The following is a 26,100-nucleotide window of genomic DNA, read 5'->3' as shown; positions in this document are numbered from 1 at the left end:
GACTTAATCCTCGACCACCCAGGTGTCCTTGGTACCGCCGCCCTGGGACGAGTTGACCACCAGTGAGCCCTCGCGCAGCGCCACCCGGGTCAGGCCACCGGGCACCACCCGGGTTTCCCGCCCAGAGAGCACAAACGGCCGCAAATCGATGTGTCGCGGGGCAATGCCGTTCTCCACAAAGGTCGGGCAGGTCGATAGTGACAGCGTCGGCTGGGCAATGTACGCCGCCGGACGCGCCTTGATGCGAGCGGCAAAGGCGTCAATTTCAGCACGGGTGGCAGCAGGCCCTACCAACATGCCGTAGCCCCCCGAACCCTGGGTTTCCTTGACCACCAACTCAGGCAGGTGTGCCAGCACATGGGACAGTTCCTCAGGTTTGCGGCACTGCCAGGTGGGTACGTTCTTGAGGATCGGCTCTTCGTCCAGATAGAAACGAATCATGTCGGTGACATAGGGGTAAATCGACTTGTCGTCGGCCACACCGGTGCCGATGGCATTAGCCAGCACCACATTGCCACAGCGATAGGCTGACAGCAGGCCAGGTACGCCCAGCATCGATTCGGGGTTGAATGCCAAAGGGTCGAGGAAGGCGTCGTCCAGGCGCCGGTAGATCACATCCACCGCCTTGGGCCCGTCGGTGGTGCGCATGAATACGCGCTCATCACGTACGAACAAGTCAGCCCCTTCGACCAGCTCAACCCCCATTTCCCTAGCCAGAAAGGCATGCTCGAAGAAAGCACTGTTGAACCGCCCCGGGGTTAACACCACAACACTGGGGTCATCCAGAGGGCTGGCACTTTTCAACGTGTCGAGCAGCAGGCTGGGATAGTGGTCGATCGGCGCGATGCGCTGGGCAGCGAACAGCTCGGGGAACAGGCGCATCATCATCTTGCGGTCTTCAAGCATGTAGCTGACGCCGCTGGGGGTGCGCAAATTGTCTTCGAGCACGTAATAGCTGCCGTCACCGTCACGCACCAGGTCAACCCCGGAGATGTGCGAATAGATGTCGCGGTGCAGGTCCAGGCCCTGCATCGCCAGCTGATACTGCTCGTTGGCCAGCACCTGCTCTGCCGGGATGATCCCGGCGCGAATGATGCGTTGACCATGGTAAAGGTCAGCCAAAAACAGATTCAGGGCCTTGACCCGCTGGATGCAGCCGCGCTCCACCACACGCCACTCGCTGGCCGGAATGCTTCGTGGAATGGTATCGAAAGGAATCAGGCGCTCGGTGCCCTGTTCGTCGCCATACAGGGTGAAGGTAATACCGGCGCGATGGAACAGCAGGTCGGCTTCACGCCGGCGTTGCGCCAGCAATTCTGCCGGGGTGTCAGCCAACCAGCGGGCGAACTCCCGGTAATGCGGACGGACCTGGCCGTCGGCACTGTACATCTCATCGTAAAAAGTGCGGATCATGCCGAACTCCTTGTCACCCGTGCACCAGAGCCATCGCAAGCCCCGTGCCAGCGGCACAATTCCTTTGGTTTCAATAGGTTGTAAATTCAAAGACGAGCAGCTGCACCAGATGTGTGCAACTGCTACGGCTGCTTTGCGCGCTAACGCTTCATTGCGAAGCGTGTTTCAAGCCAGTGGGCGCTCCTGTTTCACGCCCCAGCCCTCTATTTCACCGCCTAACGGTGCGATAACCGCTTCGAAATCCTGCTCGAATTCGCCAATGCCGCCATAGGTGGCATACATCACCTTGCTCAATTCCAGGTTCCAGGCGCCATCATCGCGCTCATGCACCTGAGCGCTGAGCGATTCCCCGCGAAAATGTCCCGCGGCCCTTCTGGCTCGTGCCTCATCAGGAAAAACGGCATAGAACTCGATGGGATGAATCTGGGCAAAGTTAAAACCACCCTCTTTCATCTGCCGTAACACGGTGCTGCTGATGTCCTCGTATTGGCTGCTCATGAATCGTCCTCCTAACTACCGATGGATAGACTTTCAGTGCAAAACGCACCTGCCCGTCACACAGAACGTGCGGGGGCAATTCGAGCTGATGCATGACGTGGATCGGCAAGCCCGGGCAATCACAAAAGAATCGGCCCGACCTTGATTGCAGCGTAGCGCCAAGTTGCCAAGTGCGCCAATTAGAGCACTCAGGGCGCTTCTGTGATGGCGGTAATCTCGACACCGCTGTGTTCTTTCAGCCACTTGGCCGTGGGCATCAACGCACGGTCCTCGTAGTCGGTGAGATCCAGCTCATCCATAACGGGAAAAAGGTGTGCACGTATCCGGCGCGCAGCCTCCTCGACAGTGGGCTCATGCTCGCCAATGTAGGGCAGCGAGGTACGCTCGCCTTTTTGATCAACAAAGGTAATGACCCACGCTTTCATTGGATTCTCCTCTGTAGGGGTATTTCAGGTGGCGCTGGGTTCTCTCTGTTGACCACGTGGTCGTATGGATTGTTCTACCGGACATTGGAAGCCAGAAAAAAAAAGAGGCCCGAAGGCCTCTTTCTATTCACCGCAACGCAAGCAATGCGTTACTCCGGCGTACCGTGAACAACCCCAGCGGTGTTGTCCAGCAGGCTCTTGGTCGCGGTCTGGATGAACGACTCAAGCTTGTGGGTCAGGTCTTTCTGGTCCGGGCTTTCGATCAGCTCGGCCTTGAAATTGGCACCCAGCTCGTAACGGTACATGCGCGGTGCCATGTCTTTGGACTCGATCAGGATGCGATCGCCCTTCACCAGGCCGACGATCTGCTCGCTGCCCGACGGCTTGATCATGCCGAAGCCAGGGTCACCCGCCGGCAGGTTGAGCAAGTCACGGCCCCAGCACTGATGGCGGGTTTCGCCGCCCAGGCGGCCCATGATGGTCGGCACGATGTCAATCTGGGTACCCACGGTATGGTTCACCGCACCGAATTTCTCCTGAATGCCTGGGGCAATCAGCAGCAGCGGTACGTTGAAACGGCCGAGGTCCAGCTCGGTTACCTGCTGGTGGTTACCGAAACCGTGGTCACCGACGATGACGAACAGGGTTTCCTTGAAGTAAGGCTCTTTACGTGCCTTCTCAAAGAACTGGCCCAGCGCCCAGTCGGAGTAACGCATAGCGGTCAGGTGCTGATCGAGGCGGCCCTGGCCGGTGACAGGCTCTACCGGCAACTGGGCTGGCAGGGCGTACGGCGTGTGGTTGGACAAGGTCTGCAGCAAGGCATAGAACGGTTTCTTGCCATAGTTCTTGGCCAGTTCTTCAGCACCACGGTCGAACATGTCCTGGTCAGACACACCCCACGTAGGGTCGGAGAACACCGGATTGACGAAGTCGTTACGGCCAATGAAGGTGGTCATACCCTGGTTGCCGAAGAAGCCCGACTGGTTGTCCCAGGCAAAGTCACCGTTGTAGACATACACATCGTCGTAGTCACGAGCACTGAGCAAGGCCGGCAGGCCGGACAGCTTGTGACCACCTTCCGGGGTCTGCATCAGGTACTCGAAACCTGGCAGGTTCGGGTAGCAGGCCATGGTCGCGAACATACCCTGGTGGGTATGGGTACCATTGGAGAAGAAACGGTCAAACAGCAGGCCTTCTTTGGCCAGCTTGTCGAAGTACGGGGTGATGTTGTTCGGGCTGCCCAGTGCACCTACCGAGTGACCGGCGAAACTCTCCATGAGAATCACCACGACATTCTTGATCGGCAGGGTATTGTCGGCCGGTGGCGTAAAGTCGCGGCGTACCGCAGCTGTATCGGCATCGACCAGCTTGTCGTTCTGCGTCAACAGCATGTCACGCACGGTCTGAGTGGCCAGCGATTGTTCGATGGTCGACTTCCAGATGTTGGCGCGGTCTTCACCGAAACGGCTCTGGGCCGCATCGATCAAGGTCAAGGTGCCATTGAGGCCCAGCTGGTTGACGAAATTCGAGTCGGTAGTGAAAGCATCGCCCCAACGCATAGGTGGCCCCTGGCGCAAGGTGCCACGGGCGGCAGCGACGGCCACCAGCAAAACCATGAAAAACACCACGCCACGCACATACCAAGGCGCAACCGCACGGCTAGCAGAGGTCTGGTCCTGATAGGCGGTACGTGGGCGGGTCAGGCGGTCGATGCCTTTGAACACCAGGCTCAGCAACCAGGTACCGACAATCCACGCCACCAGGTAGCGCACCACCGGGAAACCGTACCAGAGCATGCTCAAGACGGTTTTGGGGTCTTCTTTGATGTACTGGAACACCAGGCCATTGAGGCGTTGGTGAAACTCGCGGTAGAAGTCCAGCTCCATCAAGCCGAGGAACATCACGGTGCTCGAGGCCAGGGTCAGCCACACGCGAAACAGGCCGCGGGCAGCCATGGCTCGGGCGCTGAGGGTAGCCAGCAGCAAAGGAATGCTCAGGTAGACAACAACGCGCAAGTCGAAGCGCAGGCCATTGAGGAAGCCCTCGGCCACGGTCGACATAGGCGTATCGCCAATCATGTCGCTGTTGTAGATCAGCAATGCCAGGCGAACCAGGCTGAGCATCAGCATGATCACCAGACCACACAACAGCGTGTAGGCCAGGTGCGATTTTAGCGTCGGTTGCAGCGGGCGCGACGCAGCCCGCTGATCACTCAAGGCGTCCGTGTTAGCCATGGATTGGAAGATCCCTAGGATTCAGATTCAAGAAGGCGAAAAGCAGTCGGCAAATGTGCACTAAACCCGAGGGCAATGCACGGCCATTCGGCGAACGGATAATTGCGCGCGCGGATTTTCCATAATCGAATGTGAAAATTTCGTTGAGAAACACCCTTGGCAACAGGTTGCGCTATTGTGCTCAGGTAATCATTGCCCAGGCGTTTATCCATGCATTACCGCTATCTACCCAGCCCGCTTGGCCCTCTGCTGCTGGCGGGTGACCAGCAAGGGCTGCACTTGGTCCATATGGACGCCGCACAGCCTTGGGAACTGCCAGCGCACTGGCAGCCTGCGCAGAATCAACTGGATACGGTGGCCCGCCAGTTGGACGAGTATTTTGCGGGGAAACGCGAGGTGTTCGACCTCAGGCTGGCGCCGTTGGGCACGCCGTTTCAGCAGGAAGTCTGGCAGGCCCTGCAGCGCATTCCTTATGGCACGACCTGCAGCTACCGTGATCTGGCGGAAAACATTGGCCGTCCGCGTGCGGTGCGCGCCGTCGGTACCGCCAACGGCGCCAACCCGATCTCGATCATTGTCCCCTGCCATCGAGTGATCGGCAGCAATGGCACCCTGACCGGATATGCCGGTGGTGTAGAGCGCAAGCAGATGCTGCTGGAGCTTGAAGGCGCTTGGCTGATCTGACTCCCTGAGGGAGCGGGCTTGCCCCGCGATTGCGGTGTGTCAGCCAGATAGCATCGCGGGGCAAGCCCGCTCCCACAGCAAGCCCGCTCCCACCTGATAATTGCCATAAGCTAAATACGGCTGGCACCGCCGCGTGGCCCGGCAATCGCCCAGATGATCAAACCAAGCACCGGTAGCAACACAATCAACAGGATCCAGAGAATTTTCGGGCCCATCCCTACCCCGCTTTTGAGCACGTTGATGATCGCCCAGATGTCCAGAACGAGGATAATCAGGCCTACCAGACCATTGAATGTCGAACCCATGCTGTCGCTCCCTTGAAACACGCCTGCTCAAAGGATAGCTGGCTATGACGCTCATAGAAGCGATTGCTTGGCGACAGCCCTGGCGCACTGGTTACACTCGGCGTGTTGATCAGATTCTGTGAGGTACCTATGCCCCCCGCCCAAAGCTCCAGCAGCGTAACGCAAACGTCACTCTGGAACGCCTGGCTACAACAGGCGCAGACCACACCGTGGCTGAGTGCCGGGCTGGGCTTGAGCCTGGTGGTGGTGCTTGGCCTGTTGAGTGCCAGCGCCTGGAACGCCGTGCACGGTGACCATCAGGAAAACCTGCATATGGCCATGCTCGGTGGCTTGGCCGGGTTTGCAGCCACCGCATTAGGGGCGGTGCTGGCGGTGGTGCTACGCGAAGTCAGCGCGCGCAGTCAGGATGTCATGCTCGGCTTTGCTGCCGGGATGATGCTCGCCGCCAGCTCATTCTCACTGATTTTGCCGGGCCTGGAAGCCGCCCGCGAGATCACCGGCAACGGCCCCTATGCGGCGCTGACCGTAGTGGTTGGCATGGGCCTTGGGGTGTTGTTGATGCTCGGGCTGGACCGCTTCACTCCACACGAACACGAAAGCACCGGCCCCTGTGGACCACAGGCCGAACGCATCAACCGGGTGTGGTTGTTCGTTCTGGCGATTACCTTGCATAACCTTCCAGAAGGTATGGCCATTGGTGTCAGCTTTGCCAATGGAGACCTGAATGTCGGCCTGCCGCTGACCAGCGCGATCGCCATTCAAGACATTCCAGAGGGCCTGGCCGTGGCGCTGGCCTTGCGCGCCACCGGGCTTTCAAATGTGAAGGCGGCGCTGGTAGCGATCGGCTCTGGACTGATGGAGCCGATCGGTGCGGTCATTGGCCTGGGCATTTCTACCGGCTTTGCGATTGCCTACCCGGTCAGCATGGGTCTGGCGGCCGGAGCCATGATCTTCGTGGTGTCTCACGAAGTGATTCCGGAAACCCACCGCAACGGCCATCAGACGTCAGCGACACTGGGCCTGATGGGCGGTTTCGCAGTAATGATGTTCCTCGATACTGCTTTGGGTTAAACGTGAACCGCTACCCGCAGCGCTTCCAGTGCCGGCGCTGCGGCAATCCCCACCTCGGCGCACAGCTCCAGCACGCGCTCCAGGTCGTTGTTGCCGACCATGACCATCTGTAGCTCGTCATCGAGCAACTGACTGAAATTAACCAGCACATAGCCGCCGGCCTCTTTGTTCAAGGCGCCCATCTGCACCTGAATGCGATTGAGCGCAGTCAACGGCTCGACCTTGGCCAGTTGCTTGGGCTTGAGGTTGAATGCCACCGACTTGTCGAACGAGTCGGAAATCTGCGCGAACAGGTCCTGATAGGTGTCAGCCTGGAACAGCACGGTGTCGGGCAAGCTGCCCACCACCACCCACTCACCCAAGGGGATCGGGAAGCTGTCGTCGTAGTTGATATCGGCGTTGGCCGCCAGGAAGGCTTGCGGGTCGGCATAGGCCTGGGCGGCCTCGTCGGCGATGCGCTCGATGTCTTCTTCGCGCATGCAGCCGGCGCTGATTTTGCCGATGAGTTCGACCAGTTGGGGTTTCATGAAGGGGCCCTGCGACGCTGAAAAAAGTCGCCAAGGATAGCCGCAAATGGCCCCTGGGGGTTAGCCGATCAGCGCCTGCAATTGCGCGGCGGTATCAGCAGCGCCCATGGCTTGGGCGGCACCCAGTGCCGTCACGCCCTTGGCATCCTGACGTTTGGCATCCGCGCCTTGGGTGAGCAGGTACTCGACCATCGCCGTACGGTTGAACATCGCCGCCATCATCAATGCAGTGCGACCGTCGGCTGACGCCGAGTCAACCGCTACACCTTGCTCTACCAGCAAGCGGACCATCGCCAGATCCCCTTTGAAGGCCGCGCCGGCCATCGGTAGCTGGCCGTTGTCGTTGGCAATCAGCGGATCGGCGCCGTGCTGCAACAGCACCTTAACGGCATCAACATGGCCGTGATAGCTGGCAAGCATCAGCAAGGTGTCGCCTTTATGATTGCGCAGATTGGCGGGTAGGCCTTTCTCCAGCAAGCGCGCCAGCATCGCCGCGTCACCCTGGCGCGCCCGGTCAAAAACCTGTTCAGCGAACGCAGCCGCTTCATCGTCATTCATGGGCGTAGCGTTACGTTGATCGGACATAGGGAACCTCCTGGCATGCGAGAAAGCCCAAGTATTGGTCAGCTACACACTGGGGTCCATTGTGGATAACCGATGGCGCCAACAGAGCAATTCTATTGGCCAGCACACCTTGCAAAATGCACGGCGCAGTACACGCGACCTTGCACAATGCACGGTCAAACGGTTTATTGAACGATCTATCTATTTGATTTTAATAGTGTTTTTAAAAAATATTACCTGGCACAGTCGCTGCAACTATCACGCTATGTCTGCCACAAACAGTCAGGAGCTGATATGGACCTCATCCAGGAAAAATTTGCCTCGGTATTCTCCGCCTACACCGTTACCACACAGGCACGGCCTGATGGTGGGATTCTGCTGACGTTGCGTGCAGCCGATGGCAAACAGGTCAAACGCTCGATTTCTTACGCACAACTGCATAGCGCCGAACAACTGACCTGGGCGATCAGTGCGATACGCCGTGACCTGGCTGAACAAGCCAGTGAGTTGCCGGTGATTTCCCGACTGCAGAGCCAGCAGCGCTTTGCGTTGCCGACATACAGTTGAATTGATCGCGGGGCAAGCCCGCTCCCACGGTAGGAGCGGGCTTGCCCCGCGATCAATAAATCAATCGTCAAGACGCGCAAACACCTCGGCGATCTTCTCACCCGTAAAGTGCGCCACCAGCCCTTCTGGCTTGTTGTACACGCGGATAGCCACAAAGCGTGGATCCTCGCCCATATCCACCCACTGCCGAGTACCCGCCGGAATCCCGATCAGATCCCCTTTCTCACACAGTACGGCGTACAAATAGCCGCCGATGTTCAGGTTGAACAGTCCGCGCCCAGCCGCAAAAAAGCGCAGCTGATCTTCTTCACAGGTGTGTTCGTCCAGCAGTCGGGGATCGGCTTCACGCACCACATCGACATGACTGCAGGCCTTCTCGGCCATCAGTTTGTCGATACTCTGCTGGTAAGCCCCGATTACCTCGTGCTCGGCAGCGCCCGGCTGGATCGGCGCACTGGCCTGCCAGCGCTCAAAACGTACACCCTGCTCAGCCAGCGTCGCAGCGATGTCCTCAAGGTGGGTCAGCACCTTGTTAGGCGTATCCGGGGTGGAGTGGTGATAGACGGTCAGGCTGCTCATCAGCACAAATTCCTATTTTTCGGCTTCGTTCAATCGAGTCGCAATGATAACGGCTGCAGCCAAGGCTGCGACGCTGGCAATACTAAAGGTGGTAGCCGCACCCAGCAGATTCCAGCTGTAACCGGAATACAGGGCACCCAACGCTCCACCGGTTCCGGCCAACGCCGCATACAGCGCTTGGCCCTGACCTTGCTGGCGTGCTGCAAAGCTTCGCTGCACAAAGGCTATGGACGCAGCATGAAAGCTGCCGAATGTAGCGGCGTGCAGTAATTGGGCAAGCAACAATACCAACAGATGTTCGGCAAAATTACCCAGGAGCAACCAACGCAGGGCCGCGAGGATGAAACTGATCATCAACACGCGGCGCAATGAAACCCGCGTCAGAATCCAGCGCATGGCCAGGAACATCACGACTTCGGCAACCACGCCCAATGCCCAGAGCATACCGATCACACCCCGGCTGTAGCCGAGCTGCTCCAGGTGCAGGGTAAGAAAGGTGTAGTAAGGGCCGTGGCTGAGTTGCATCAATGCCACGCAGGCATAAAACGCCACTACTCCTGGGCGGGTCAGCTGCTTGAGGAAACCGCCTTGGCTGCGTTCATGCTGTTCCGGCGGTTGCGCATTGGGCACCCACAGGCTGGCAACGGCAATGCCGGCCATGACCATCACCACCGCCAGTGGGTAGACGTCCAGGCTCAGTGCATCGAACAGGCGACCGAGGCCGACCACCGTGAGGATGAAGCCGATCGAGCCCCACAGGCGAATCTGGCTGTAGCGCGCGGTCTGCCCCTGCAAGTGCGCCAGGGTGATGACCTCGAATTGCGGTAGCACCGCATGCCAGAAGAAGGCGTGCAAGGCCATCACCAGCGCCAGCCAGGCATAGCTCTTGTCGAAGAAAATCAGTGAAAAACTGGCCAGGGTCGCGAGTGCACCCAGGCGCACGATCAGCAAGCGCTGGCCACTGCGATCACCAAGCCAGCCCCACAAATTGGGCGCTACACAACGCATCAGCATGGGAATGGCCACCAGCTCGCCAATCCGTGCACTGGAAAAACCCAGGTGATGAAAATACAGCGCCAGAAAGGGCGCTGTAGCCCCGAGCAAGGCGAAGTAGAACAGGTAGAAGCTGGACAGCCGCCAGTAAGGGATCGGCGCCACGGCTCAGCAGGCCGCGGCGCGTGCGCCGGATGACGCCATTACAGTTGGCCCAGTACCGGCGTGGTGACACGTACGTCAGCGTTTTGCCCGCGATGACGCAGCAAGTGGTCCATCAGCACGATCGCCATCATTGCCTCAGCAATTGGTGTGGCACGGATGCCAACGCACGGGTCATGACGGCCTTTGGTGATCACTTCAACCGGGTTGCCATGAATATCGATGGAACGGCCCGGCGTGGTGATGCTCGAGGTCGGCTTCAACGCCAGGTGCGCGACAATCGGCTGGCCGGAAGAAATCCCGCCGAGAATGCCGCCGGCGTTGTTGCTGAGGAAACCTTCCGGGGTCATCTCGTCACGGTGTTCAGTGCCACGTTGCGCCACGCTGGCGAAACCGGCGCCGATCTCCACACCTTTGACGGCGTTGATGCTCATCAGCGCGTGGGCCAGTTCGGCATCCAGACGATCAAAGATCGGCTCGCCCAGGCCCGGCATGACGCCTTCGGCTACCACGGTGATTTTGGCACCAACCGAGTCCTGGTCACGGCGCAGTTGGTCCATGTACGCCTCGAGTTCCGGGACCTTGTCCGGATCGGGGCTGAAGAATGCGTTTTGCTCCACTGAGTCCCAGGTTTTGAACGGGATCTCGATCGGCCCCAACTGGCTCATGTAGCCGCGAATGCGAATGCCCTGGCTGGCCAGGTATTTCTTGGCAATGGCACCGGCTGCCACACGCATGGCGGTTTCCCGCGCCGAACTGCGGCCACCGCCACGGTAGTCACGCTCGCCGTACTTGTGGTGGTAGGTGTAATCGGCGTGCGCCGGGCGGAACAGGTCTTTGATGGCCGAGTAGTCCTTGGACTTCTGGTCGGTGTTGCGAATCAACAGCCCGATCGAGCACCCAGTGGTGCGCCCCTCGAAAACCCCCGAGAGGATTTCAACTTCATCGGCTTCCTGACGCTGAGTGGTGTGCCGACTGGTGCCGGGTTTACGCCGGTCGAGGTCATGCTGCAGGTCGGCCAGAGAAATTTCCACGCCCGGTGGACAGCCATCGACAATGGCGACCAACGCCGGCCCATGGCTTTCGCCAGCGGTGGTGACAGTGAACAGCTTGCCGTAGGTATTGCCGGACATGCAGGACGCTCCGCGAATCAGCCTGATTTGAACAAGGGCGCCAGTATACGCAGGCTAACCATTCAGTTCATCCCTGACAGCGAACCTTCTGTTCACGACCCGGTCCAACGCCCATCTCGTCAATAGTGGCCTCATGATGTTGCGTGTATTCGCGGTACTCGCCCTGCTCTTCAGCAGTCTCGTGCAAGCGGCTGCCCCCACTGTGCTTCAGCGCCCGATCAGCCTGGATACGGGCAACGGCACACTGTATGGCAGCTTGCTGTTACCGCGTACCGAGCAACCGCCTCCGGTGGTGTTGATCCTTCCCGGCTCCGGGCCGACTGACCGCAACGGCAACAGCCCGGACGGTGCTCATACCGACAACCTCAGGCAACTGGCGCTGGTGCTGGCGAAAAACCGCATTGCCAGCGTGCGCTATGACAAGCGTGGCGTGGCCGCCAGCCGAGCGGCGACACCTGATGAGCGTGACTTGAGTGTTGAAGCCTACGTGGCCGATGCCGTGGCCTGGAGCCACAAACTCAAGGCCGACCCGCGTTTCGGGCCGCTGATCTTGCTGGGGCATAGCGAAGGCGCGCTGATCGCCAGCCTGGCTGCAGCCCCCGCTGGTGCCAGCGCGGTGATCAGCGTGGCCGGCAGCGGTCGGCCTGTCGATGAAGTATTTCGTACGCAATTGGCCGAGCAGATCCCGGCGCGCTACAACGCGCGCGCCATACAGATTCTGGATAACCTCAAGGCCGGCCGTACGTCGACAGACATTCCCCGGCCTTTACAGAATGTCCTGCGCCCAAGCGTGCAGCCCTATCTGATTTCGTTGTTTCGCCAGGACCCTGCCGCCGCATTCGGCAAGCTCCAGGTGCCTGCACTGATCCTTCAGGGCACCCACGACATTCAGGTCGATGTCAGCAACGCCCAACGCCTCAAAGCCGCCAAGCCCGATGCCGAGCTGGTTCTGATCCAAGGCATGAATCACATGTTGCGCATCGCCCCGCAGGCGGCAAGCCAGCAGCGAGACAGTTACGTGAACCCGCAATTGCCACAGGCCAGTGAATTAGGTACGCGTATCGTCGACTTTATCCACAGGCTGCCCGCCGCTTGAACGAACTTCACCGATATTTCGCCTCCAGTCCCGGACGATTCTGCCGATAAGCCGATGCTGGCATCGAGATTGTGTCCAGCTTGCTGTGCACAAGAGGATTGCCGTGATGACTGAAGCTGCCCCCCAGGACGCCCCCGACATCCAGGAGGTTGTACCAGAACCCGCCCCGCTGCCGTGGGCAGAAGTGAGCGCCGAACATTTCCAGATGCTGCGCCTGGCGCCCCTGCCCACCGACCGCAACAGCGGTGCCCGACCGCTACGCTTCGTTCAGTACGGTTATGCCGAGCGCCACAATAAAGACCTCAGCCTGCTGCGCCTGACCATTCAGTTGCCTGGGCAAAAGGTGCGCAAGGAACAGAACCACCTGGACATCTGGGTTGATCATCAGGAAAAACACGTTCGTATTGGCCCGGACAGCGGCTTACAGGTTGAACCCTTGAACCGCGGCCTGGGGCGTTTCCTGCTGGCTCAAGCAATAAGCTGGGCCCAGCGCAAATGGTCGCACTACCGGGTCGAAGGCGCAGCCCTGGCAAGCAAAGACGCCCTTAACGAAGACTCCCGCCTACGCCGCGACCAACTGCTGCGCAGCCATGGCCTGGAAGTCGAATACGCCGATGCCCAGCACCTCAAGGGTCGCTACGTCGACGTGCAGGTCGGGGAACTCAAAGGCGGCTGGAATACTGAAAAGGTGCAGCGCGTCGAAATCCTTGAAGCGGCGCAGATGCTTCAGCAGGCCGAGCAGAACCTGCAGGAAAAAGAAGCACAACTGCGTGAACGCGACGAACGGGTCAGCAAGTACCGCCGCGAAGACAGCGGTTTGCGTTTCACCATTACCTGCCTGGTGGCGTTTGCCGTGTTCCAGGCTGGGTTGTTGATCTGGATTGCGACCCACTGAAAGCATCGCGGGGCAAGCCCGCTCCTACCGTAGGAGCGGGCTTGCCCCGCGATTGATTTACACCTTCGAAGCAAAAAGCGCCTGATGCTGCCGGCACTGCTCGGCCGTCAACATGAACACCCCGTGCCCACCCCGCTCGAAATCGAGCCAGGCGAAGTCTACTTCCGGGTACAGTGCCTCAACGTGCACCTGGCTGTTGCCGACTTCAACGATCAACAAACCCTTCTCGGTCAGGTGATCCGCCGCTTCGGCCAGCATGCGCCGCACCAGGTCCAGACCGTCGTTGCCACAGGCCAGGCCCAGCTCCGGCTCGTGGTGATATTCCTCCGGCATATCGGCGAAGTCTTCGGCATCGACATACGGCGGGTTGGACAGGATCAGGTCGAAACGCTGCCCCGGCAAGCCCTCAAAACCATCACCCTGAACGGTGTAGACACGCTCTTCAAGGCCATGACGCTCGATGTTCTGATTGGCCACTTCCAGCGCTTCGAACGACAGATCGGCCAACACCACTTCGGCGTCAGGAAACACTTCGGCACTGACGATACCAATGCAACCGGAACCGGTGCACAGGTCGAGAATGCGCGCCGGCTCGTTGGCCAGCCACGGTTCGAAGCGTTTTTCAATCAGTTCACCGATGGGCGAACGCGGGATCAGCACGCGCTCATCAACGATGAAGGACAGGCCGCAGAACCACGCCTCGCCCAACAGGTAGGCAGTGGGTACGCGGTCTTCGATACGGCGCTTGAGCAAACGCTGCAGGTGTACCAGCTCGTCATCTTCCAGCTGGCAGTCCAGGTAGCTGTCGGCAACTTCCCAGGGCAAATGCACAGAACCCAGCACCAACAACCGAGCTTCGTCCCAGGCGTTATCGGCGCCATGCCCGAAAAACAGACCATGCTCATGGAAACGGCTGACCGCCCAACGGATATGATCGCGCAGGGTGCGCAGGCGAGAAGTGATCACAACAGACTCCTTGAAAGACGACCTGCGATTCTAACAGCCCGCTCACAGAAAAGGTTCGCCAAAACGGCGTGTAAGTGTTTCGCCGACATGGCTGCAGGCCACTAACGACGCTGCTTGTACGCGAAGCGATTCACATAAACGCTCAGGCAGGGGACAATAGGTGAAAAGCCCTATCCAAAGGAGCCCTTGATGTCTGTTCCAACGACGATGTTCCACCTCAGCGGCCGTGGCTATCCACCCGCCAAGCTGAACAACGCCAGCCTGATCATTATCGACGCACAGAAGGAGTACCTCAGCGGTCCTCTGGCACTGTCGGGCATGGACGAAGCTGTGAAGAACATCGCTAAAATGCTCGAGGCTGCCCGCAAGGCCGGACGCCCGATCATCCACGTGCGCCACCTCGGCACCGTCGGCGGTATGTTCGATCCTCAGGGACCACGCGGTGAATTCATCCCAGGCCTTGAGCCACAGGGCGATGAAGTGATCATTGAAAAGCGCATGCCGAACGCCTTCAAGAACACCACCCTGCATGAAACCCTGCAGAAATACGGCCACCTGGACCTGATCGTCTGCGGTTTCATGAGTCATTCCAGCGTCAGCACCACCGTACGCCGGGCCAAGGACTATGGTTACCGTTGCACCCTGATCGAGGATGCCTGCGCCACCCGTGACCTGCCCTTCCAGGGCGGAGTCATTCCCGCGGCACAGATCCAGCAAAGTGAATTGGCGATCATGGCCGACAACTTCGCTTGTGTGGCTCCAACCAGCAGCCTGATCTGATCGGCAATCTGACGGGCTCGCGGAACCACCTTGCGGTCATTCGGTCATACGCCGGATATCCAGAGAGGGAATCGGCATGAAATTGTCCGACGGTTTCGATGCCAAGCGCTTGCGTCAGCGTGAGCCACGTAATTGGGGCGCACGCCTGGCAGCGGCTTTTTCAGCGCTGCTGGCTACCTTGGGCGTGTTGCTGGCTATGGCTGGCACCGCCAGCCTGCTTGGTAACCTTGAAGCATTGGCCGAACTCAATGCCAACCGGGCGGGTGCCGTAGTGGTACTCGCGGGTGGCCTGTTGTTGCTGTACCTGGGCGTCTGGTTCTGGCGCCGCAGCCGTATACGTCTGCGCCGCAGCCGCGAGCTGAACCTGTCACCGCACCTGATGAAAAAGCACGATTGACTGCAACCTGCGGGGGAGTCGCGTAAACTACGCCGCCCAGGCGGAGGCTTACATGCAAGACGACGATTTTTCCCTGTTCAAAAGCGAAATGCGCGGTGTCAAACCGATCAAGCATGATCGCGCCGATGTCGGTAAACCCAAGGCCGACCGCAAGCAATTGGCCGGCCTGCGCCAAGCGGCAACCGTGCGTAGTGACCAAAGTGTCGTCGACGGCTTGTCGGACCAGTTTGTGATCGACGTGGGCCCTGAAGACGACCTGCACTGGCGCCGTGACGGTGTTCAGGAAAGCCAGATGCGCAAGCTCAAGCTCGGCCAGATCGCTTTTGAAGGCAGCCTTGACCTGCATGGCATGAATGTGGAAAAAGCCCGTGAAACGCTTTGGGCCTTCCTCGCCGAAGCCACTCGCTTTGAAGTACGGTGCGTACGCGTCACCCATGGCAAGGCAGTGCGCCTGGATGGCAAGAAGCCGATGATCAAAAGTCACGTCAACACCTGGCTGCGCCAACACCCGCAGGTACTGGGTTTTACCTCGTGCCAGGCGCGTCACGGCGGCACCGGTGCGGTGTACGTGATGCTTAAAAGAACCATGCTCGAAGGCCGTGACGAGTAACGCCGTGCTTGCAGCGCCGCCACAGCCGCCGTACCCTTCGCGTTTGCGATAAATCCCACAGGTAGATCCATGTCCCTGGAACAGAACTACACCGCTATCCTCGGCCAGATTGGCGAGGACGTCTCCCGCGAGGGCCTGCTCGACACGCCTAAACGGGCTGCGAAGGCCATGCAGTACCTTTGCCGCGGTTATGAACAAACCCTGGAAGAAGTGACCAACGGCGCGCTGTTCAGCTCCGATAACAGTGAAATGGTCCTGGTCAAGGACATCGAGCTGTACTCGCTGTGCGAACACCATATGCTGCCATTCATCGGCAAGGCGCATGTTGCCTACATTCCCGATGGCAAGGTCCTGGGCCTGTCCAAGGTCGCGCGGATCGTTGACATGTATGCCCGTCGCCTGCAGATCCAGGAGAACCTGAGCCGTCAGGTGGCCGAAGCGATTCAGAAGGTCACCGGCGCCCTGGGCGTGGCGGTGGTCATTGAAGCCAAGCACATGTGCATGATGATGCGCGGTGTGGAAAAGCAGAACTCGACCATGATCACTTCGGTAATGCTCGGCGAATTCCGCGAAAATGCCGCGACACGCAGCGAGTTCCTCAGCCTGATCAAGTAATCAGGTACGCCTGCAAGCCGACCATCCGTGGTCGGCTTTTTTATTCTTAGGAGTTGCCATGATCGTCAAAGCACTGCGTGTGGGCTTGGGTCAGTTGATTGTGTTCGGTGACTGGGTCAGCCGCCCGGCCAAACTCAAGCGCGACCCGGCAGCCCAGGCGCTGGTCGAGCAACAGGCCAAAGGCCTGAGCCTGTACCAGTTCCACGCCTGCCCGTTCTGCGTGAAAACCCGCCGCACCCTGCACCGCCTGAACGTGCCGGTGGCCCTGCAGGATGCCAAGAATAACGAGCAGGCACGTCAGGCGTTGCTCAACGAAGGCGGCAAGATCAAAGTGCCGTGCCTGCGCATCGAAGAAGATGGCAAGACCACCTGGATGTATGAATCCAAGGTGATCATCGACTATCTCAACAAGCGCTTTGCTCCGCTCTGACATCCCGTAGGAGCGGGCTTGCCCCGCGATGGCGATCTTTCAATCACATCGCATCGCATCGCGGGGCAAGCCCGCTCCTACCGATTCATCCGAGCATGGTCACGTGGCGAGGATGCTCGGCTACACGTTTCAACCATTCCTGAATCCCCGGATAGGCGTCCAGATCAAAGCCCCCCTGATGGGCGACATGGGTGTAGGCATACAACGCCACATCAGCAATCGAGTAGCGATCGCCAACCATGTACGGCGTCAACTGCAGCTGCTTCTCCATCACACGCAAGGCTTTGTAACCGCCTTTGTGCAAGGTTTTGTATTCCTCGAGGCGCTCTTGCGGCAAGCCCAGGTAAAACTGAATGAAGCGTGCCACGGCAATATAGGGCTCATGGCTGTACTGCTCGAAAAACTGCCATTGCAGCACTTGGGTGCGCAAGCGCGGTTCGCTTGGCAGGTATTCGGTACCATCGGCAAGAAAGTTGAGAATCGCGTTGGATTCCCACAGGTACGTGCCATCTTCCAGCACCAGTACCGGTACTTTGCCGTTGGGGTTCATCTCCAGAAACTCCGGGGTTTCCGTTTCACCCTTGAGGATATCCACTGAGTGCCACTCGTACGGCAGATCAAGCAAGTGCAGCATCAGCTTGACCTTGTAGCAGTTGCCCGACTGGTAATCACCGTAGACCTTGTACATCACTCCCCCCATTCGATAGCTCATCCTGACCGCCGCCCATAGTTGGCGACTGTACGGCTAAATGCAATGCCTGCTGTATGACAAAGCTCAGCGGCCTGCGCGGTAGTCTGCAAAATCTGCTTACACCTAGTACAAGGATTGCCCCATGCCCGATGCCACTTCCGCGCAACTGCGCCCGTTGGCTGACTCCTCCCCTTCGGCTGTCGTCGCAGGCTTTATTGCCATGCTGACCGGCTATACCAGCTCGCTGGTCCTGATGTTCCAGGCAGGCCAAGCTGCGGGGTTGACCAGCGCGCAAATTTCTTCATGGATCTGGGCGCTGTCCATTGGTATGGCAGTGTGCAGTATTGGCCTGTCACTGCGCTACCGCACACCAGTGACGGTAGCCTGGTCAACCCCAGGTGCCGCCCTACTGATTACCAGCCTGGGCGGCGTCAGCTACGGTGAGGCCATCGGCGCCTATATCACCTGCGCTGTGCTGGTGGTGGTCTGCGGCTTGACCGGCAGTTTCGAACGCCTGGTCAAACGCATCCCCGCCTCTTTGGCCTCGGCACTGCTGGCCGGTATTTTGTTCAAGATCGGCAGCGAAATCTTTATTGCCGCCCAGCACCGTACTGCACTGGTGCTGGGGATGTTCTTCAGCTACTTGATCATCAAACGTCTGTCACCGCGTTACGCCGTACTGGCTGCATTGCTGGTGGGCACGGCGCTGTCTGGCGCGATGGGTTTGTTGGATTTCAGTGGTTTCAGCCTGGAAGTGGCAACACCCGTGTGGACGACGCCGAGCTTCTCTCTGGCGGCCACGATCAGTATCGGCATTCCGCTGTTCGTGGTCGCTATGACCTCGCAAAATATGCCTGGCGTTGCGGTATTGCGTGCTGACGGGTATCAAGTGCCCGCCTCACCGCTGATCTCGGTAACCGGGCTGGCCTCGTTGGTGCTGGCACCTTTCGGTTCCCACGGTATCAACCTGGCCGCAATCAGTGCCGCTATCTGCACAGGCCCTCATGCCCATGAAGACCCGAACAAGCGCTATACCGCTGCAGTGTGGTGCGGGATTTTTTATGGCATTGCCGGCGTATTCGGCGCCACCCTTGCCGCCCTGTTCGCCGCCCTGCCCAAAGAACTGGTGCTGTCGATTGCGGCCCTGGCCTTGTTCGGCTCGATCATGAACGGCCTGACCGTGGCCATGAATGAAGCCAAGGAGCGCGAGGCTGCGTTGATCACCTTCATGGTGACAGCTTCGGGCTTCACCCTGTTCTCGATTGGTTCGGCATTCTGGGGAATTGTCGCGGGCGTGCTGACGCTGATGATCCTCAACTGGCGCAAAAGCGCTTGATGCTGCTCGGTAGGAGCGGGCTTGCCCCGCGATAGTGGCTGTATCAGGCACATCGCATCGCGGGGCAAGCCCGCTCCTACCGAGTGCGTTTGAAGAACGCTTGGGCGCGTTGGTCCTGGACATAGGCTACGTTGATCCGTAGCCACTCACTGGCAGCCCCTTGTGGATCGAAGGCGCTACCCGGCGCCAGCAGCACCGAACAGGCCATCGCTTCCCGATTGAGCGCCGCAAAATCCCAACCAGGGCGTCGCGCCCAGACAAACATGCCGCCATACGGTTCGGTAAATACCTCCCAGCCGCTGGCCTCCAACTGGCCTAGCGTCTTGGCCATGTGCTGCGCCAGACGCGGCCGCAGCCGGGCCACACTTTTGCGGTAACTGCCATTGGCGAGCATCTGCGCCACCACCTGCTCGGTGAATCGGCTGGTACCCAGCCCGGCGACCATTTTCAACTCCGCCAGACGGGCGACCAGCTCAGGCTCAGCTACCAGATAACCGCAGCGCAACGAACTGCTGAGGGTCTTGGAAAAACTGGCGAGGTAAATCACTCGCTGCTCCCCGTCCAGCGTGGCCAGCCGCGTCACTGCACCGTCCTGGAAATCGGCGTAAATATCGTCTTCGATGATTTGCACATCATGTTCGCGAGCAAGTTCCAACAGGCGGTAAGCCACTTTGGGTGCCAGGCTGCTGCCAGTAGGGTTGTGGTAGAGGCTGTTGATATACAGGCAACGCGGCTTGTGCTGTTTGAGTAAGCCTTCCAGCACCTGCAGATCCGGACCGGTGCAGGTGCGCGGCATGTACAGCATTTCAATCTGGTGGTGGCGCAGCAAGTTGTAGAGGTTGTAATACCCCGGGCTCTCAACCAGCACTTTGTCGCCGGGTTTGAGTAATGTGCGTACCAACAAGTCGAGCCCATCGCTGGCCCCTTGAGTGGTGAGAATCTGCTGGGGGCTGACCTGTATGCCAATCTGCTCCAGGCGCTTGTGTAACTGGCTGCGTAAGCTGGTTAGCCCCAAGGGTGGGCAGTAGTCCAGCAGGTCTTCCACCGGGCCGCGGCTCACTTGCCGCACGGCTTGGGCAATCGCCTCGCTCGCACGCCAACTGGAAGGCAACCAGCCACAACACAGGTTCAGCAGGTCCGTCTGCTGATCATTGAACTGCTGCCAGCGATTGTCGAAACTCTCATCGCGAAACGGTTGGTCGACTACAGGCGGCCCTTGTCGTTGCTCGGCGACGAAGAAGCCGGCACCGTGCCTGGCCTCCAACAATCCCGTGGCCACCAATCGGTCATACGCCTCGATCACGCAGGACTGGCTGACGTTCAATTCGCGGGCGAGTTGGCGGATCGAAGGCAATCGACTCCCTGGGCGTAAACGCTGCTGTGTGATCCAGCCCTGTAACTGCGCCACCACTTGTTGGGTCAGGGGCGTGGACGATTGGCGATCAAGTGTGAGGTTCATGGGCAAAGTGTTCGGCGATTTTGTTCAAACAGTTAATCACAAATCCTTGTGCAGTGTGCCTTGTGAGCCCCAAGGCACCGCTCGATAGTGACCCCATCAACAAGGAGCCCCCGATGCCTAACCCACGCGCCCCCGCCCAACTGGCCTTTGCCCTGTGCATGATTACCTTCGCGGTGAATCTGCAGGCACCGCTTTACACCGCCTATGCCGAGCTGTCCGGAAAAGGCACAACCGCCACGGCGGTGGCCTTTTCTGCGTATGTACTCGGCGTCATACCCGTGCTGTTGCTACTGGGCGGGCTGGCGGACCGCGTTGGGCGCCGACCGATTGTGCTGGTTGCATTGGGTTTATCGATGCTAGCCACCGTGCTGATGCTGCTGGCACCTGGGCTGGAAACCCTGGGGCTTGCGCGCCTGACGCTGGGAATCGGCACGGCGCTGGCGTCTGCTACCGGTGTTGCGTATATGAGTGAACTGATGCAGCCCGGCGATACCGCTCGCGCCACCACCTGGGTAACTGCCAGCACGTCACTGGGCTTTGGTCTCGGCGCTGCCATGACCAGCCTATGCCTGCTGCGAGCCCCAACCCTGGCACCTGAAAGTTTCTATCTGCAGTTGGTACTGGCCGGGGTCGGGTTATTGCTGGTTTGGCGTCTGCCTGACCAACGCCAAGACAGCCAAAGCACATGGCTGCGCTTGCCCTACTACCCCTCCGGCAGCTTGCCTTATGGCATGGCGATTCTGCTGGCCTGGGCCTGTGTCGGGCTGGTGGGGGCGCTGCTGCCTGCGATGCTCAAAGAACATGGCTTGAGCCGTTGGTCTGGATTTGCAACGTTCTGCGTGATCAGCTGTGGCGTGTTGTTTCAGCCCCTGGCCCGGCGCATAGCACCCGCCAAGGCCACCCTGCTCGGCCTGACAATATTGCCTGCCAGCTACGCAATACTGGCCTGGGGCGCCGACAACGGGCAGCTTCTGGCCGTTTTGATCGGCACGATCGTCGCCAGCAGTGCCTGTTATGGCTTTGTTTACCTGGGCGGTTTGTCGGCAGTGACTCAGCTGGCAGGTGAGCAAAAGAGCCGTGCTAACGCAGGCTTCTTCTTGTTGGCCTATGTCGGCTTCAGCCTGCCGGTTATCCTCACCGGCTTGCTGATCGAGCGACTCGGGACCCGCACGTCATTACTGCTGTTTGGCCTGACACTGCTGGCGGGTTGCCTGATGACCGGCCTGGCGCTGCTGCGCAGCAACCGAACCGTGTCAATAACGGCATTGGCGTCACTCAAATAGCAGTAGCCCCACCATCAACCGCCAATGCATGACCGGTCGTGAATGCCGCACCGTCACTGCACAAGTACAACACTGCACTGGCAATCTCCTCCACCTTGCCGATACGTCCCACCGGGTGCATGGCAGCAGCAAACTCGGCTTTGCGCGGGTCGGCTTCATAAGCGCGTCGGAACATGTCGGTATCGATCACCGCCGGGCATACCGCATTAACCCGGACGTTCTTCTTTGCGTACTCGATAGCGGCCGATTTGGTCAGACCGATCACTGCATGCTTGGACGCACTGTAGATACTCATCTTCGGCGCGGCTCCGAGCCCCGCTACCGAGGCGGTGTTAACAATCGCACCGCCACCTTGAGCCAACAGCAACGGTAACTGGTACTTCATACACAACCACACGCCTTTGACATTGACGCCCATGATCGCGTCGAACTCCGCCTCGCTGCCTTCGGCCAGTCGACCCTGTTCTATTTCAATGCCAGCATTGTTGAACGCATAGTCGAGACGGCCATAGGCCTCGACCGTACGAGCCAGCAAACGCTGCACGTCGGCCTCGCGAGTGACATTGCAAGCAACAAACAACGCCTCGCCTCCCGCTGCCCGGATCAGCTCAACCGTTCCTTCACCACCAGCAGCGTCCAGATCGGCCACTACAACCTTCAAACCCTCGGCGGCAAACGCCAACGCCGTCGCTCGACCGATACCTGCCGCGCCGCCGGTGACCAGGGCTACCTGGCCGGAAAAAGTCATCGTCATCGCTAGCTCCTGCAACGTAGTGAAATCAATGGTCCGCAGTCTATGCAGCTATCGCATTGAAGAGGCAGCATCATCAGACTGCCTGTTGAAAGGTTATGACCGTGAGTGATTATCTGATCACCTCTAAATCACGCTCACGGATTGCGCTGTATTCGCCAAGCGGGTAAACCTTGCCGGAATTCAGTTGAAGGTCTATCAACAACCTTTGACCTTCACCCGAGAGCCCATCATGACCGCCCAGACCAACCGCCGTTTCTTGCTCGCCAAACGCCCGTTCGGGGCGGTAAGCCGTGAGGATTTCAACTTCGAGCATGTGCCCCTCAGCGAACCCGGTGAAGGCCAGGTGCAAGTAAAAAACCTGTACCTGTCGCTGGACCCTGCCATGCGCGGCTGGATGAATGAAGGTAAATCCTACATCCCTCCCGTCGGCCTCGGTCAGGTCATGCGCGCCCTGGGCGTAGGTGAAGTGATTGCCTCGAAACACCCAGGCTTTGCCATAGGCGACTACGTCAACGGCGCACTTGGCGTGCAGGATTACTTCGTGGGCGAACCACAGGGCTTCTACAAAATCGACCCGAAACTGGCACCGCTGCCGCGCTACCTGTCTGCCCTGGGCATGACCGGCATGACCGCCTACTTCGCCCTGCTGGAAGTTGGAGCACCGAAAGCGGGTGAAACCGTCGTGCTCTCGGGGGCTGCCGGCGCAGTGGGCAGCATTGCCGGGCAGATTGCCAAGCTCAAAGGTTGCCGGGTGGTGGGTATCGCAGGTGGTGCAGAAAAATGCAGCTACCTGGTCAACGAACTGGGCTTTGACGGCGGCATCGATTACAAAACCGAAGACGTGCTTGAAGGCCTCAAACGCGAATGCCCGAAAGGCGTGGACGTATTCTTCGACAATGTCGGTGGGGACATTTTGGACGCGGTACTGAGCCGCTTGAACTTCAAGGCAAGGGTGGTGATTTGCGGTGCCATTAGCCAGTACAACAACAAGCAAGCCGTCAAAGGCCCAGCCAATTACCTGTCACTGTTGGTCAATCGTGCACGGATGGAGGGTTTCGTGGTGATGGACCATGCCGCCAACTACAGCAAAGCGGCGCAAGAAATCGCCGGCTGGCTCGCAATGGGCAAGCTGAAGAGCAAAGAGGACGTGGTCGAAGGACTAGAAGCCTTCCCCGAAACGCTGTTGAAGCTATTCAGCGGAGAAAACTTCGGCAAGCTGGTGCTGAAGGTTTAACGGTAGGAGCGGGCTTGCCCCGCGATTGCGATTTATCAGCTACATCGCAATCGCGGGGCAAGCCCGCTCCTACCAAACCCGCGCCTACCGGGTTACGCGCGGATTTGCGCGACCACTGCTGCCAACGCCTGAGCAGGATCAGCCGCCTGACTGATCGGGCGGCCGATCACCAGGTAATCGGAACCAGCATCCAGTGCCTGACGCGGGGTAAGGATACGGCGCTGGTCGTCTTGAGCACTGCCAGCCGGGCGAATACCCGGTGTAACCAGTTGCAGCGACGGGTGCGCAGCCTTCAGCGCCGGTGCTTCCAGCGCCGAACAGACCAAACCGTCCATACCGGCCTTCTCTGCCAGTGCAGCCAAGCGCAGCACCTGCTCTTGCGGCTCAATATCCAGACCGATACCGGCCAGATCTTCGCGCTCCATACTGGTCAGCACGGTGACACCGATCAGCAACGGCTGCGGGCCGCTGCGCTTGGCCAGCACATCACGGCAGGCCGACATCATGCGCAGACCGCCGGAGCAGTGAACGTTCACCATCCACACGCCCATTTCAGCAGCGGCCTGAACAGCCATTGCCGTGGTGTTGGGGATATCGTGGAATTTCAGATCGAGGAACACCTCGAAGCCCTTCTCGACCAGCGTCTCGACAATGCCCGACGCGCTGCTGGTGAACAGCTCTTTACCGACTTTGACCCGGCACAGGGTTGGATCGAGTTGATCCGCCAGTTTCAGGGCGGCGTCACGGGTAGGGAAATCCAGGGCGACGATGATGGGCGTCTGGCAGGCGGACATGGGCTGGTCTCTTGGCAAGTCTTGAACGGCGCGCATTGTAAACGAAGCCGCGGCCTCTGGGGGGCCGATGATCGCGAATTGGCCCATCAGAAGGCGCGCCCCTATAATTGAACCAATAAATGACGCATTCGCTCCAATTTATAGACGCAGCGCCCTACGCCGCGCAAAGGAGGACTCCATGCCTTGGTATGCCTGGTTGATTCTGGTGCTTGCGATAGGCTCCATCGTCGGTGGCCTGATGCTGCTGCGCGATACTGCGAAAAAGCTGCCCCTAACCGAGGAACAGCTCAAACGCATACATGAGCGCAATGCGGAGATGGATGCTAAAGATGCGCAGGACCGTTAAGTCCTGCAGCTTGGTATGAGGTACAGCATCACTTGTAGCGTGACGCTGCGGAATTGCGCGAAAGATTCGGTCCCAAAGCATCGCGCGCCTTGATATAGACCTGCCAATCTGCCGCATCGGGCAACGACGGGATGGTTACCAACTCTTGGCTGTCCAGGCCACTGAGCGCCGCATCCACCATCTCCCCTACGTCCATGACCATCTGCGGATCGATTTGGGCGACATCCAGCCCTGAACGCTCCCAGATCTCCGTGCGCGTCACGCCGGGTAGCACCGCCTGGACCTGCACGCCTTTGTTCTTCAATTCACCTTGAAGGGTTTGGGTCAAACTCAGCACGTAGGCCTTACTGGCGCTGTACACCGCATTGAACATCTCCGGTGCCAGTGCCACCACAGAGGCCAAGTTAATGATGGTCCCGCGACCCGCCGCACCAAACTGCGCGGCCGCCGCAGCGGCCAGGCGCGTTACCGCCACAATGTTGAGCGCCACTAATGAGTCGATTTGCGCTGCAGTCGCCTCCGCCAGAGTGCCATGCATGGCGATACCGGCGTTATTGACCAGCACACTGATTCGTTGATCGTCGCGCAAGCGTTGTTCGACTCGGGTCAGGTCTGCGGCTTGCGCAAGATCTGCCGACAGAACCTCGACATTGACCCCATGACGCGCCTGCAAATCCGCCGCCAAGGCCTCAAGGCGCTGACGGTCACGTGCTACCAGGATCAAGTCGTGACCACGGCCGGCCAGGCGTTCTGCGTACACCGCACCGATTCCAGAAGAAGCGCCAGTGACGAGCGCGGTAGAAGTTTGCGTGGAGCCTGACATAGCGGTGATCTCCGAGGGATTGCCGAGATAGTAATGCTTGGCTCAAGAAAAATATTACTAGCATAATATTTTCACAATACCCTACCGACCAAAGGTATCCCCAAACAAAAAGGCCGGTCAGATGACCGGCCTATACGCGAGGGCTAGTTAACGGTGAGCTTGTCGCGGTTGCGATCCAGCAACGCGTTGCCGATACCCTTGATTTCAAGCAGCTCGTCCACTGAAGCGAAGGCGCCGTGTTCTTCACGGTAGGCAACGATTGCTTCGGCTTTGGTTTTACCGATACCGCTGAGGGTTGATTGCAAGGTGAGCGCGTCGGCGGTGTTGAGGTTTAGCTGGGGGATGGTTTGTTGCGTCGCGACGACTGGAGCAGGGGGGGTGACTGGGGTTGTGGCGGGTGCTGCGCTTAGGGAGAAGGAGATGCTGGTGAACAGGG

General features: G+C 59.2%; 31 protein-coding genes. 14 read left to right on the top strand and 17 right to left on the bottom strand.

All coding sequences use genetic code 11. The annotated features are described in order from the left end of the window. Positions 1-3: 3 nt before the first annotated feature. From E1573_RS03825 to E1573_RS03810, 4 genes are all read right to left on the bottom strand, one after another. A complete protein-coding gene (locus tag E1573_RS03825) occupies positions 4-1,413 on the bottom strand; it encodes a circularly permuted type 2 ATP-grasp protein (protein WP_133210799.1) in 1,410 nt (469 codons plus the stop codon). A gap of 165 nt (positions 1,414-1,578) precedes the next feature. Beyond that, positions 1,579-1,911, bottom strand: coding sequence for a ribonuclease E inhibitor RraB (locus E1573_RS03820; protein ID WP_133210797.1), 333 nt, complete (start codon positions 1,909-1,911; stop codon positions 1,579-1,581). 188 nt (positions 1,912-2,099) lie between these two features. Continuing rightward, entirely contained in the window at positions 2,100-2,336 is a 237-nt protein-coding gene (locus tag E1573_RS03815; RefSeq protein WP_133210795.1) for a hypothetical protein, read from the bottom strand. A gap of 149 nt (positions 2,337-2,485) precedes the next feature. Further along, the gene (locus E1573_RS03810; RefSeq protein WP_133210793.1) at positions 2,486-4,570 is read right to left on the bottom strand and encodes an LTA synthase family protein; all 2,085 of its coding nucleotides are present in this window, start codon (positions 4,568-4,570) and stop codon (positions 2,486-2,488) included. 210 nt (positions 4,571-4,780) lie between these two features. Between E1573_RS03810 and E1573_RS03805 the strand changes: the two genes are divergently transcribed. Further along, positions 4,781-5,254 (top strand): methylated-DNA--[protein]-cysteine S-methyltransferase, encoded by a 474-nt coding sequence (locus tag E1573_RS03805; protein ID WP_133210791.1) that lies wholly within the window; start codon positions 4,781-4,783, stop codon positions 5,252-5,254. A gap of 110 nt (positions 5,255-5,364) precedes the next feature. Here E1573_RS03805 and E1573_RS03800 read toward each other — a convergent pair whose 3' ends face one another. Further along, positions 5,365-5,559 (bottom strand): PLDc N-terminal domain-containing protein, encoded by a 195-nt coding sequence (locus E1573_RS03800; RefSeq protein WP_133210790.1) that lies wholly within the window; start codon positions 5,557-5,559, stop codon positions 5,365-5,367. A gap of 129 nt (positions 5,560-5,688) precedes the next feature. On the opposite strand from E1573_RS03800, the gene E1573_RS03795 reads away from it, so the two are divergent. Next, the gene (locus E1573_RS03795) at positions 5,689-6,630 is read left to right on the top strand and encodes a ZIP family metal transporter (RefSeq protein WP_133210788.1); all 942 of its coding nucleotides are present in this window, start codon (positions 5,689-5,691) and stop codon (positions 6,628-6,630) included. On the opposite strand, the gene E1573_RS03790 is transcribed toward E1573_RS03795, so the two are convergent. Both E1573_RS03790 and E1573_RS03785 read right to left on the bottom strand, forming a co-directional pair. Then, positions 6,627-7,157 carry a hypothetical protein gene (locus E1573_RS03790; protein ID WP_133210786.1) on the bottom strand — a complete coding sequence of 177 codons (531 nt, stop codon included), beginning with the start codon at positions 7,155-7,157 and terminating at the stop codon, positions 6,627-6,629. The genes E1573_RS03795 and E1573_RS03790 overlap by 4 nt on opposite strands. A gap of 60 nt (positions 7,158-7,217) precedes the next feature. Then, positions 7,218-7,742: an ankyrin repeat domain-containing protein gene (locus tag E1573_RS03785; protein ID WP_256659472.1), complete on the bottom strand. Its 525-nt coding sequence runs from the start codon at positions 7,740-7,742 to the stop codon at positions 7,218-7,220. A 273-nt stretch (positions 7,743-8,015) separates the two neighbouring features. Between E1573_RS03785 and E1573_RS03780 the strand changes: the two genes are divergently transcribed. Continuing rightward, entirely contained in the window at positions 8,016-8,288 is a 273-nt protein-coding gene (locus tag E1573_RS03780) for a DUF3509 domain-containing protein (protein ID WP_133210784.1), read from the top strand. Between the two features lie 60 nt (positions 8,289-8,348). Here the strand turns inward: E1573_RS03780 and E1573_RS03775 are convergent, their stop codons facing one another. From E1573_RS03775 to aroC, 3 genes are read right to left on the bottom strand one after another with little or no spacing between them, the layout of a single operon-like run. Next, positions 8,349-8,867, bottom strand: coding sequence for an acireductone dioxygenase (locus E1573_RS03775; RefSeq protein WP_133210782.1), 519 nt, complete (start codon positions 8,865-8,867; stop codon positions 8,349-8,351). A gap of 12 nt (positions 8,868-8,879) precedes the next feature. Beyond that, positions 8,880-10,025, bottom strand: a complete 1,146-nt coding sequence (locus E1573_RS03770) for an MFS transporter (RefSeq protein WP_133210780.1) — start codon at positions 10,023-10,025, stop codon at positions 8,880-8,882. A gap of 38 nt (positions 10,026-10,063) precedes the next feature. Further along, positions 10,064-11,155: a chorismate synthase gene (aroC, locus tag E1573_RS03765; protein ID WP_133210778.1), complete on the bottom strand. Its 1,092-nt coding sequence runs from the start codon at positions 11,153-11,155 to the stop codon at positions 10,064-10,066. Positions 11,156-11,288: 133 nt separating this feature from the next. Here aroC and E1573_RS03760 point away from each other — a divergent pair, with 133 nt between their 5' ends. Next, entirely contained in the window at positions 11,289-12,251 is a 963-nt protein-coding gene (locus tag E1573_RS03760) for an alpha/beta hydrolase (protein ID WP_133210776.1), read from the top strand. Between the two features lie 106 nt (positions 12,252-12,357). Continuing rightward, complete coding sequence (locus E1573_RS03755; RefSeq protein WP_133210774.1) at positions 12,358-13,146, top strand: hypothetical protein; 789 nt, start codon at positions 12,358-12,360, stop codon at positions 13,144-13,146. Positions 13,147-13,203: 57 nt separating this feature from the next. Here E1573_RS03755 and prmB read toward each other — a convergent pair whose 3' ends face one another. Next, positions 13,204-14,112, bottom strand: a complete 909-nt coding sequence (gene prmB / locus E1573_RS03750; protein ID WP_133210772.1) for a 50S ribosomal protein L3 N(5)-glutamine methyltransferase — start codon at positions 14,110-14,112, stop codon at positions 13,204-13,206. 189 nt (positions 14,113-14,301) lie between these two features. On the opposite strand from prmB, the gene E1573_RS03745 reads away from it, so the two are divergent. The 5 genes from E1573_RS03745 (at position 14,302) to E1573_RS03725 (ending at position 16,944) form a co-directional block, all read left to right on the top strand. Beyond that, on the top strand, positions 14,302-14,892 hold the full coding sequence (locus E1573_RS03745; RefSeq protein ID WP_133210770.1) for a cysteine hydrolase family protein: 591 nt from the start codon (positions 14,302-14,304) through the stop codon (positions 14,890-14,892). A gap of 76 nt (positions 14,893-14,968) precedes the next feature. After that, the gene (locus E1573_RS03740) at positions 14,969-15,289 is read left to right on the top strand and encodes a hypothetical protein (RefSeq protein WP_133210768.1); all 321 of its coding nucleotides are present in this window, start codon (positions 14,969-14,971) and stop codon (positions 15,287-15,289) included. 52 nt (positions 15,290-15,341) lie between these two features. Further along, positions 15,342-15,899: a Smr/MutS family protein gene (locus E1573_RS03735; protein WP_133210766.1), complete on the top strand. Its 558-nt coding sequence runs from the start codon at positions 15,342-15,344 to the stop codon at positions 15,897-15,899. 69 nt (positions 15,900-15,968) lie between these two features. Then, positions 15,969-16,514 carry a GTP cyclohydrolase I FolE gene (folE, locus tag E1573_RS03730; RefSeq protein WP_128325933.1) on the top strand — a complete coding sequence of 182 codons (546 nt, stop codon included), beginning with the start codon at positions 15,969-15,971 and terminating at the stop codon, positions 16,512-16,514. 58 nt (positions 16,515-16,572) lie between these two features. Further along, positions 16,573-16,944, top strand: coding sequence for a glutathione S-transferase N-terminal domain-containing protein (locus tag E1573_RS03725; RefSeq protein WP_133210764.1), 372 nt, complete (start codon positions 16,573-16,575; stop codon positions 16,942-16,944). An 85-nt stretch (positions 16,945-17,029) separates the two neighbouring features. On the opposite strand, the gene E1573_RS03720 is transcribed toward E1573_RS03725, so the two are convergent. Next, positions 17,030-17,632: a glutathione S-transferase family protein gene (locus E1573_RS03720; RefSeq protein ID WP_133210762.1), complete on the bottom strand. Its 603-nt coding sequence runs from the start codon at positions 17,630-17,632 to the stop codon at positions 17,030-17,032. Positions 17,633-17,777: 145 nt separating this feature from the next. On the opposite strand from E1573_RS03720, the gene E1573_RS03715 reads away from it, so the two are divergent. Further along, positions 17,778-18,971 (top strand): benzoate/H(+) symporter BenE family transporter, encoded by a 1,194-nt coding sequence (locus E1573_RS03715; RefSeq protein ID WP_133210760.1) that lies wholly within the window; start codon positions 17,778-17,780, stop codon positions 18,969-18,971. A gap of 76 nt (positions 18,972-19,047) precedes the next feature. Here the strand turns inward: E1573_RS03715 and E1573_RS03710 are convergent, their stop codons facing one another. Further along, positions 19,048-20,430, bottom strand: coding sequence for a PLP-dependent aminotransferase family protein (locus E1573_RS03710; protein WP_133210758.1), 1,383 nt, complete (start codon positions 20,428-20,430; stop codon positions 19,048-19,050). Between the two features lie 113 nt (positions 20,431-20,543). On the opposite strand from E1573_RS03710, the gene E1573_RS03705 reads away from it, so the two are divergent. Continuing rightward, positions 20,544-21,713 (top strand): MFS transporter, encoded by a 1,170-nt coding sequence (locus E1573_RS03705; protein WP_133210756.1) that lies wholly within the window; start codon positions 20,544-20,546, stop codon positions 21,711-21,713. Here E1573_RS03705 and E1573_RS03700 read toward each other — a convergent pair. Then, positions 21,706-22,467, bottom strand: a complete 762-nt coding sequence (locus tag E1573_RS03700) for an SDR family oxidoreductase (protein WP_133210754.1) — start codon at positions 22,465-22,467, stop codon at positions 21,706-21,708. The two genes, E1573_RS03705 and E1573_RS03700, sit on opposite strands and share 8 nt — an antisense overlap. 229 nt (positions 22,468-22,696) lie before the next feature. Here E1573_RS03700 and E1573_RS03695 point away from each other — a divergent pair, with 229 nt between their 5' ends. Continuing rightward, a complete protein-coding gene (locus E1573_RS03695) occupies positions 22,697-23,701 on the top strand; it encodes an NADP-dependent oxidoreductase (RefSeq protein WP_133210752.1) in 1,005 nt (334 codons plus the stop codon). 92 nt (positions 23,702-23,793) lie between these two features. On the opposite strand, the gene pyrF is transcribed toward E1573_RS03695, so the two are convergent. Then, positions 23,794-24,495, bottom strand: a complete 702-nt coding sequence (pyrF, locus tag E1573_RS03690; protein ID WP_133210750.1) for an orotidine-5'-phosphate decarboxylase — start codon at positions 24,493-24,495, stop codon at positions 23,794-23,796. A gap of 178 nt (positions 24,496-24,673) precedes the next feature. On the opposite strand from pyrF, the gene E1573_RS03685 reads away from it, so the two are divergent. Then, positions 24,674-24,841, top strand: coding sequence for a DUF2897 family protein (locus tag E1573_RS03685; protein WP_133210748.1), 168 nt, complete (start codon positions 24,674-24,676; stop codon positions 24,839-24,841). A 28-nt stretch (positions 24,842-24,869) separates the two neighbouring features. Here E1573_RS03685 and E1573_RS03680 read toward each other — a convergent pair whose 3' ends face one another. Both E1573_RS03680 and E1573_RS03675 read right to left on the bottom strand, forming a co-directional pair. Further along, complete coding sequence (locus E1573_RS03680; RefSeq protein WP_133210746.1) at positions 24,870-25,664, bottom strand: SDR family oxidoreductase; 795 nt, start codon at positions 25,662-25,664, stop codon at positions 24,870-24,872. Positions 25,665-25,807: 143 nt separating this feature from the next. Beyond that, positions 25,808-26,098, bottom strand: coding sequence for a helix-hairpin-helix domain-containing protein (locus E1573_RS03675; RefSeq protein WP_256659471.1), 291 nt, complete (start codon positions 26,096-26,098; stop codon positions 25,808-25,810). Positions 26,099-26,100: the final 2 nt, after the last annotated feature.

Origin of the sequence: Pseudomonas sp. H9 (assembly GCF_004353925.1) — a bacterium.
Lineage (GTDB): Bacteria > Pseudomonadota > Gammaproteobacteria > Pseudomonadales > Pseudomonadaceae > Aquipseudomonas.
The sequence above is the reverse complement of the archived record's forward strand: the minus strand, read 5'-3'. Positions and strand labels throughout refer to the sequence as shown.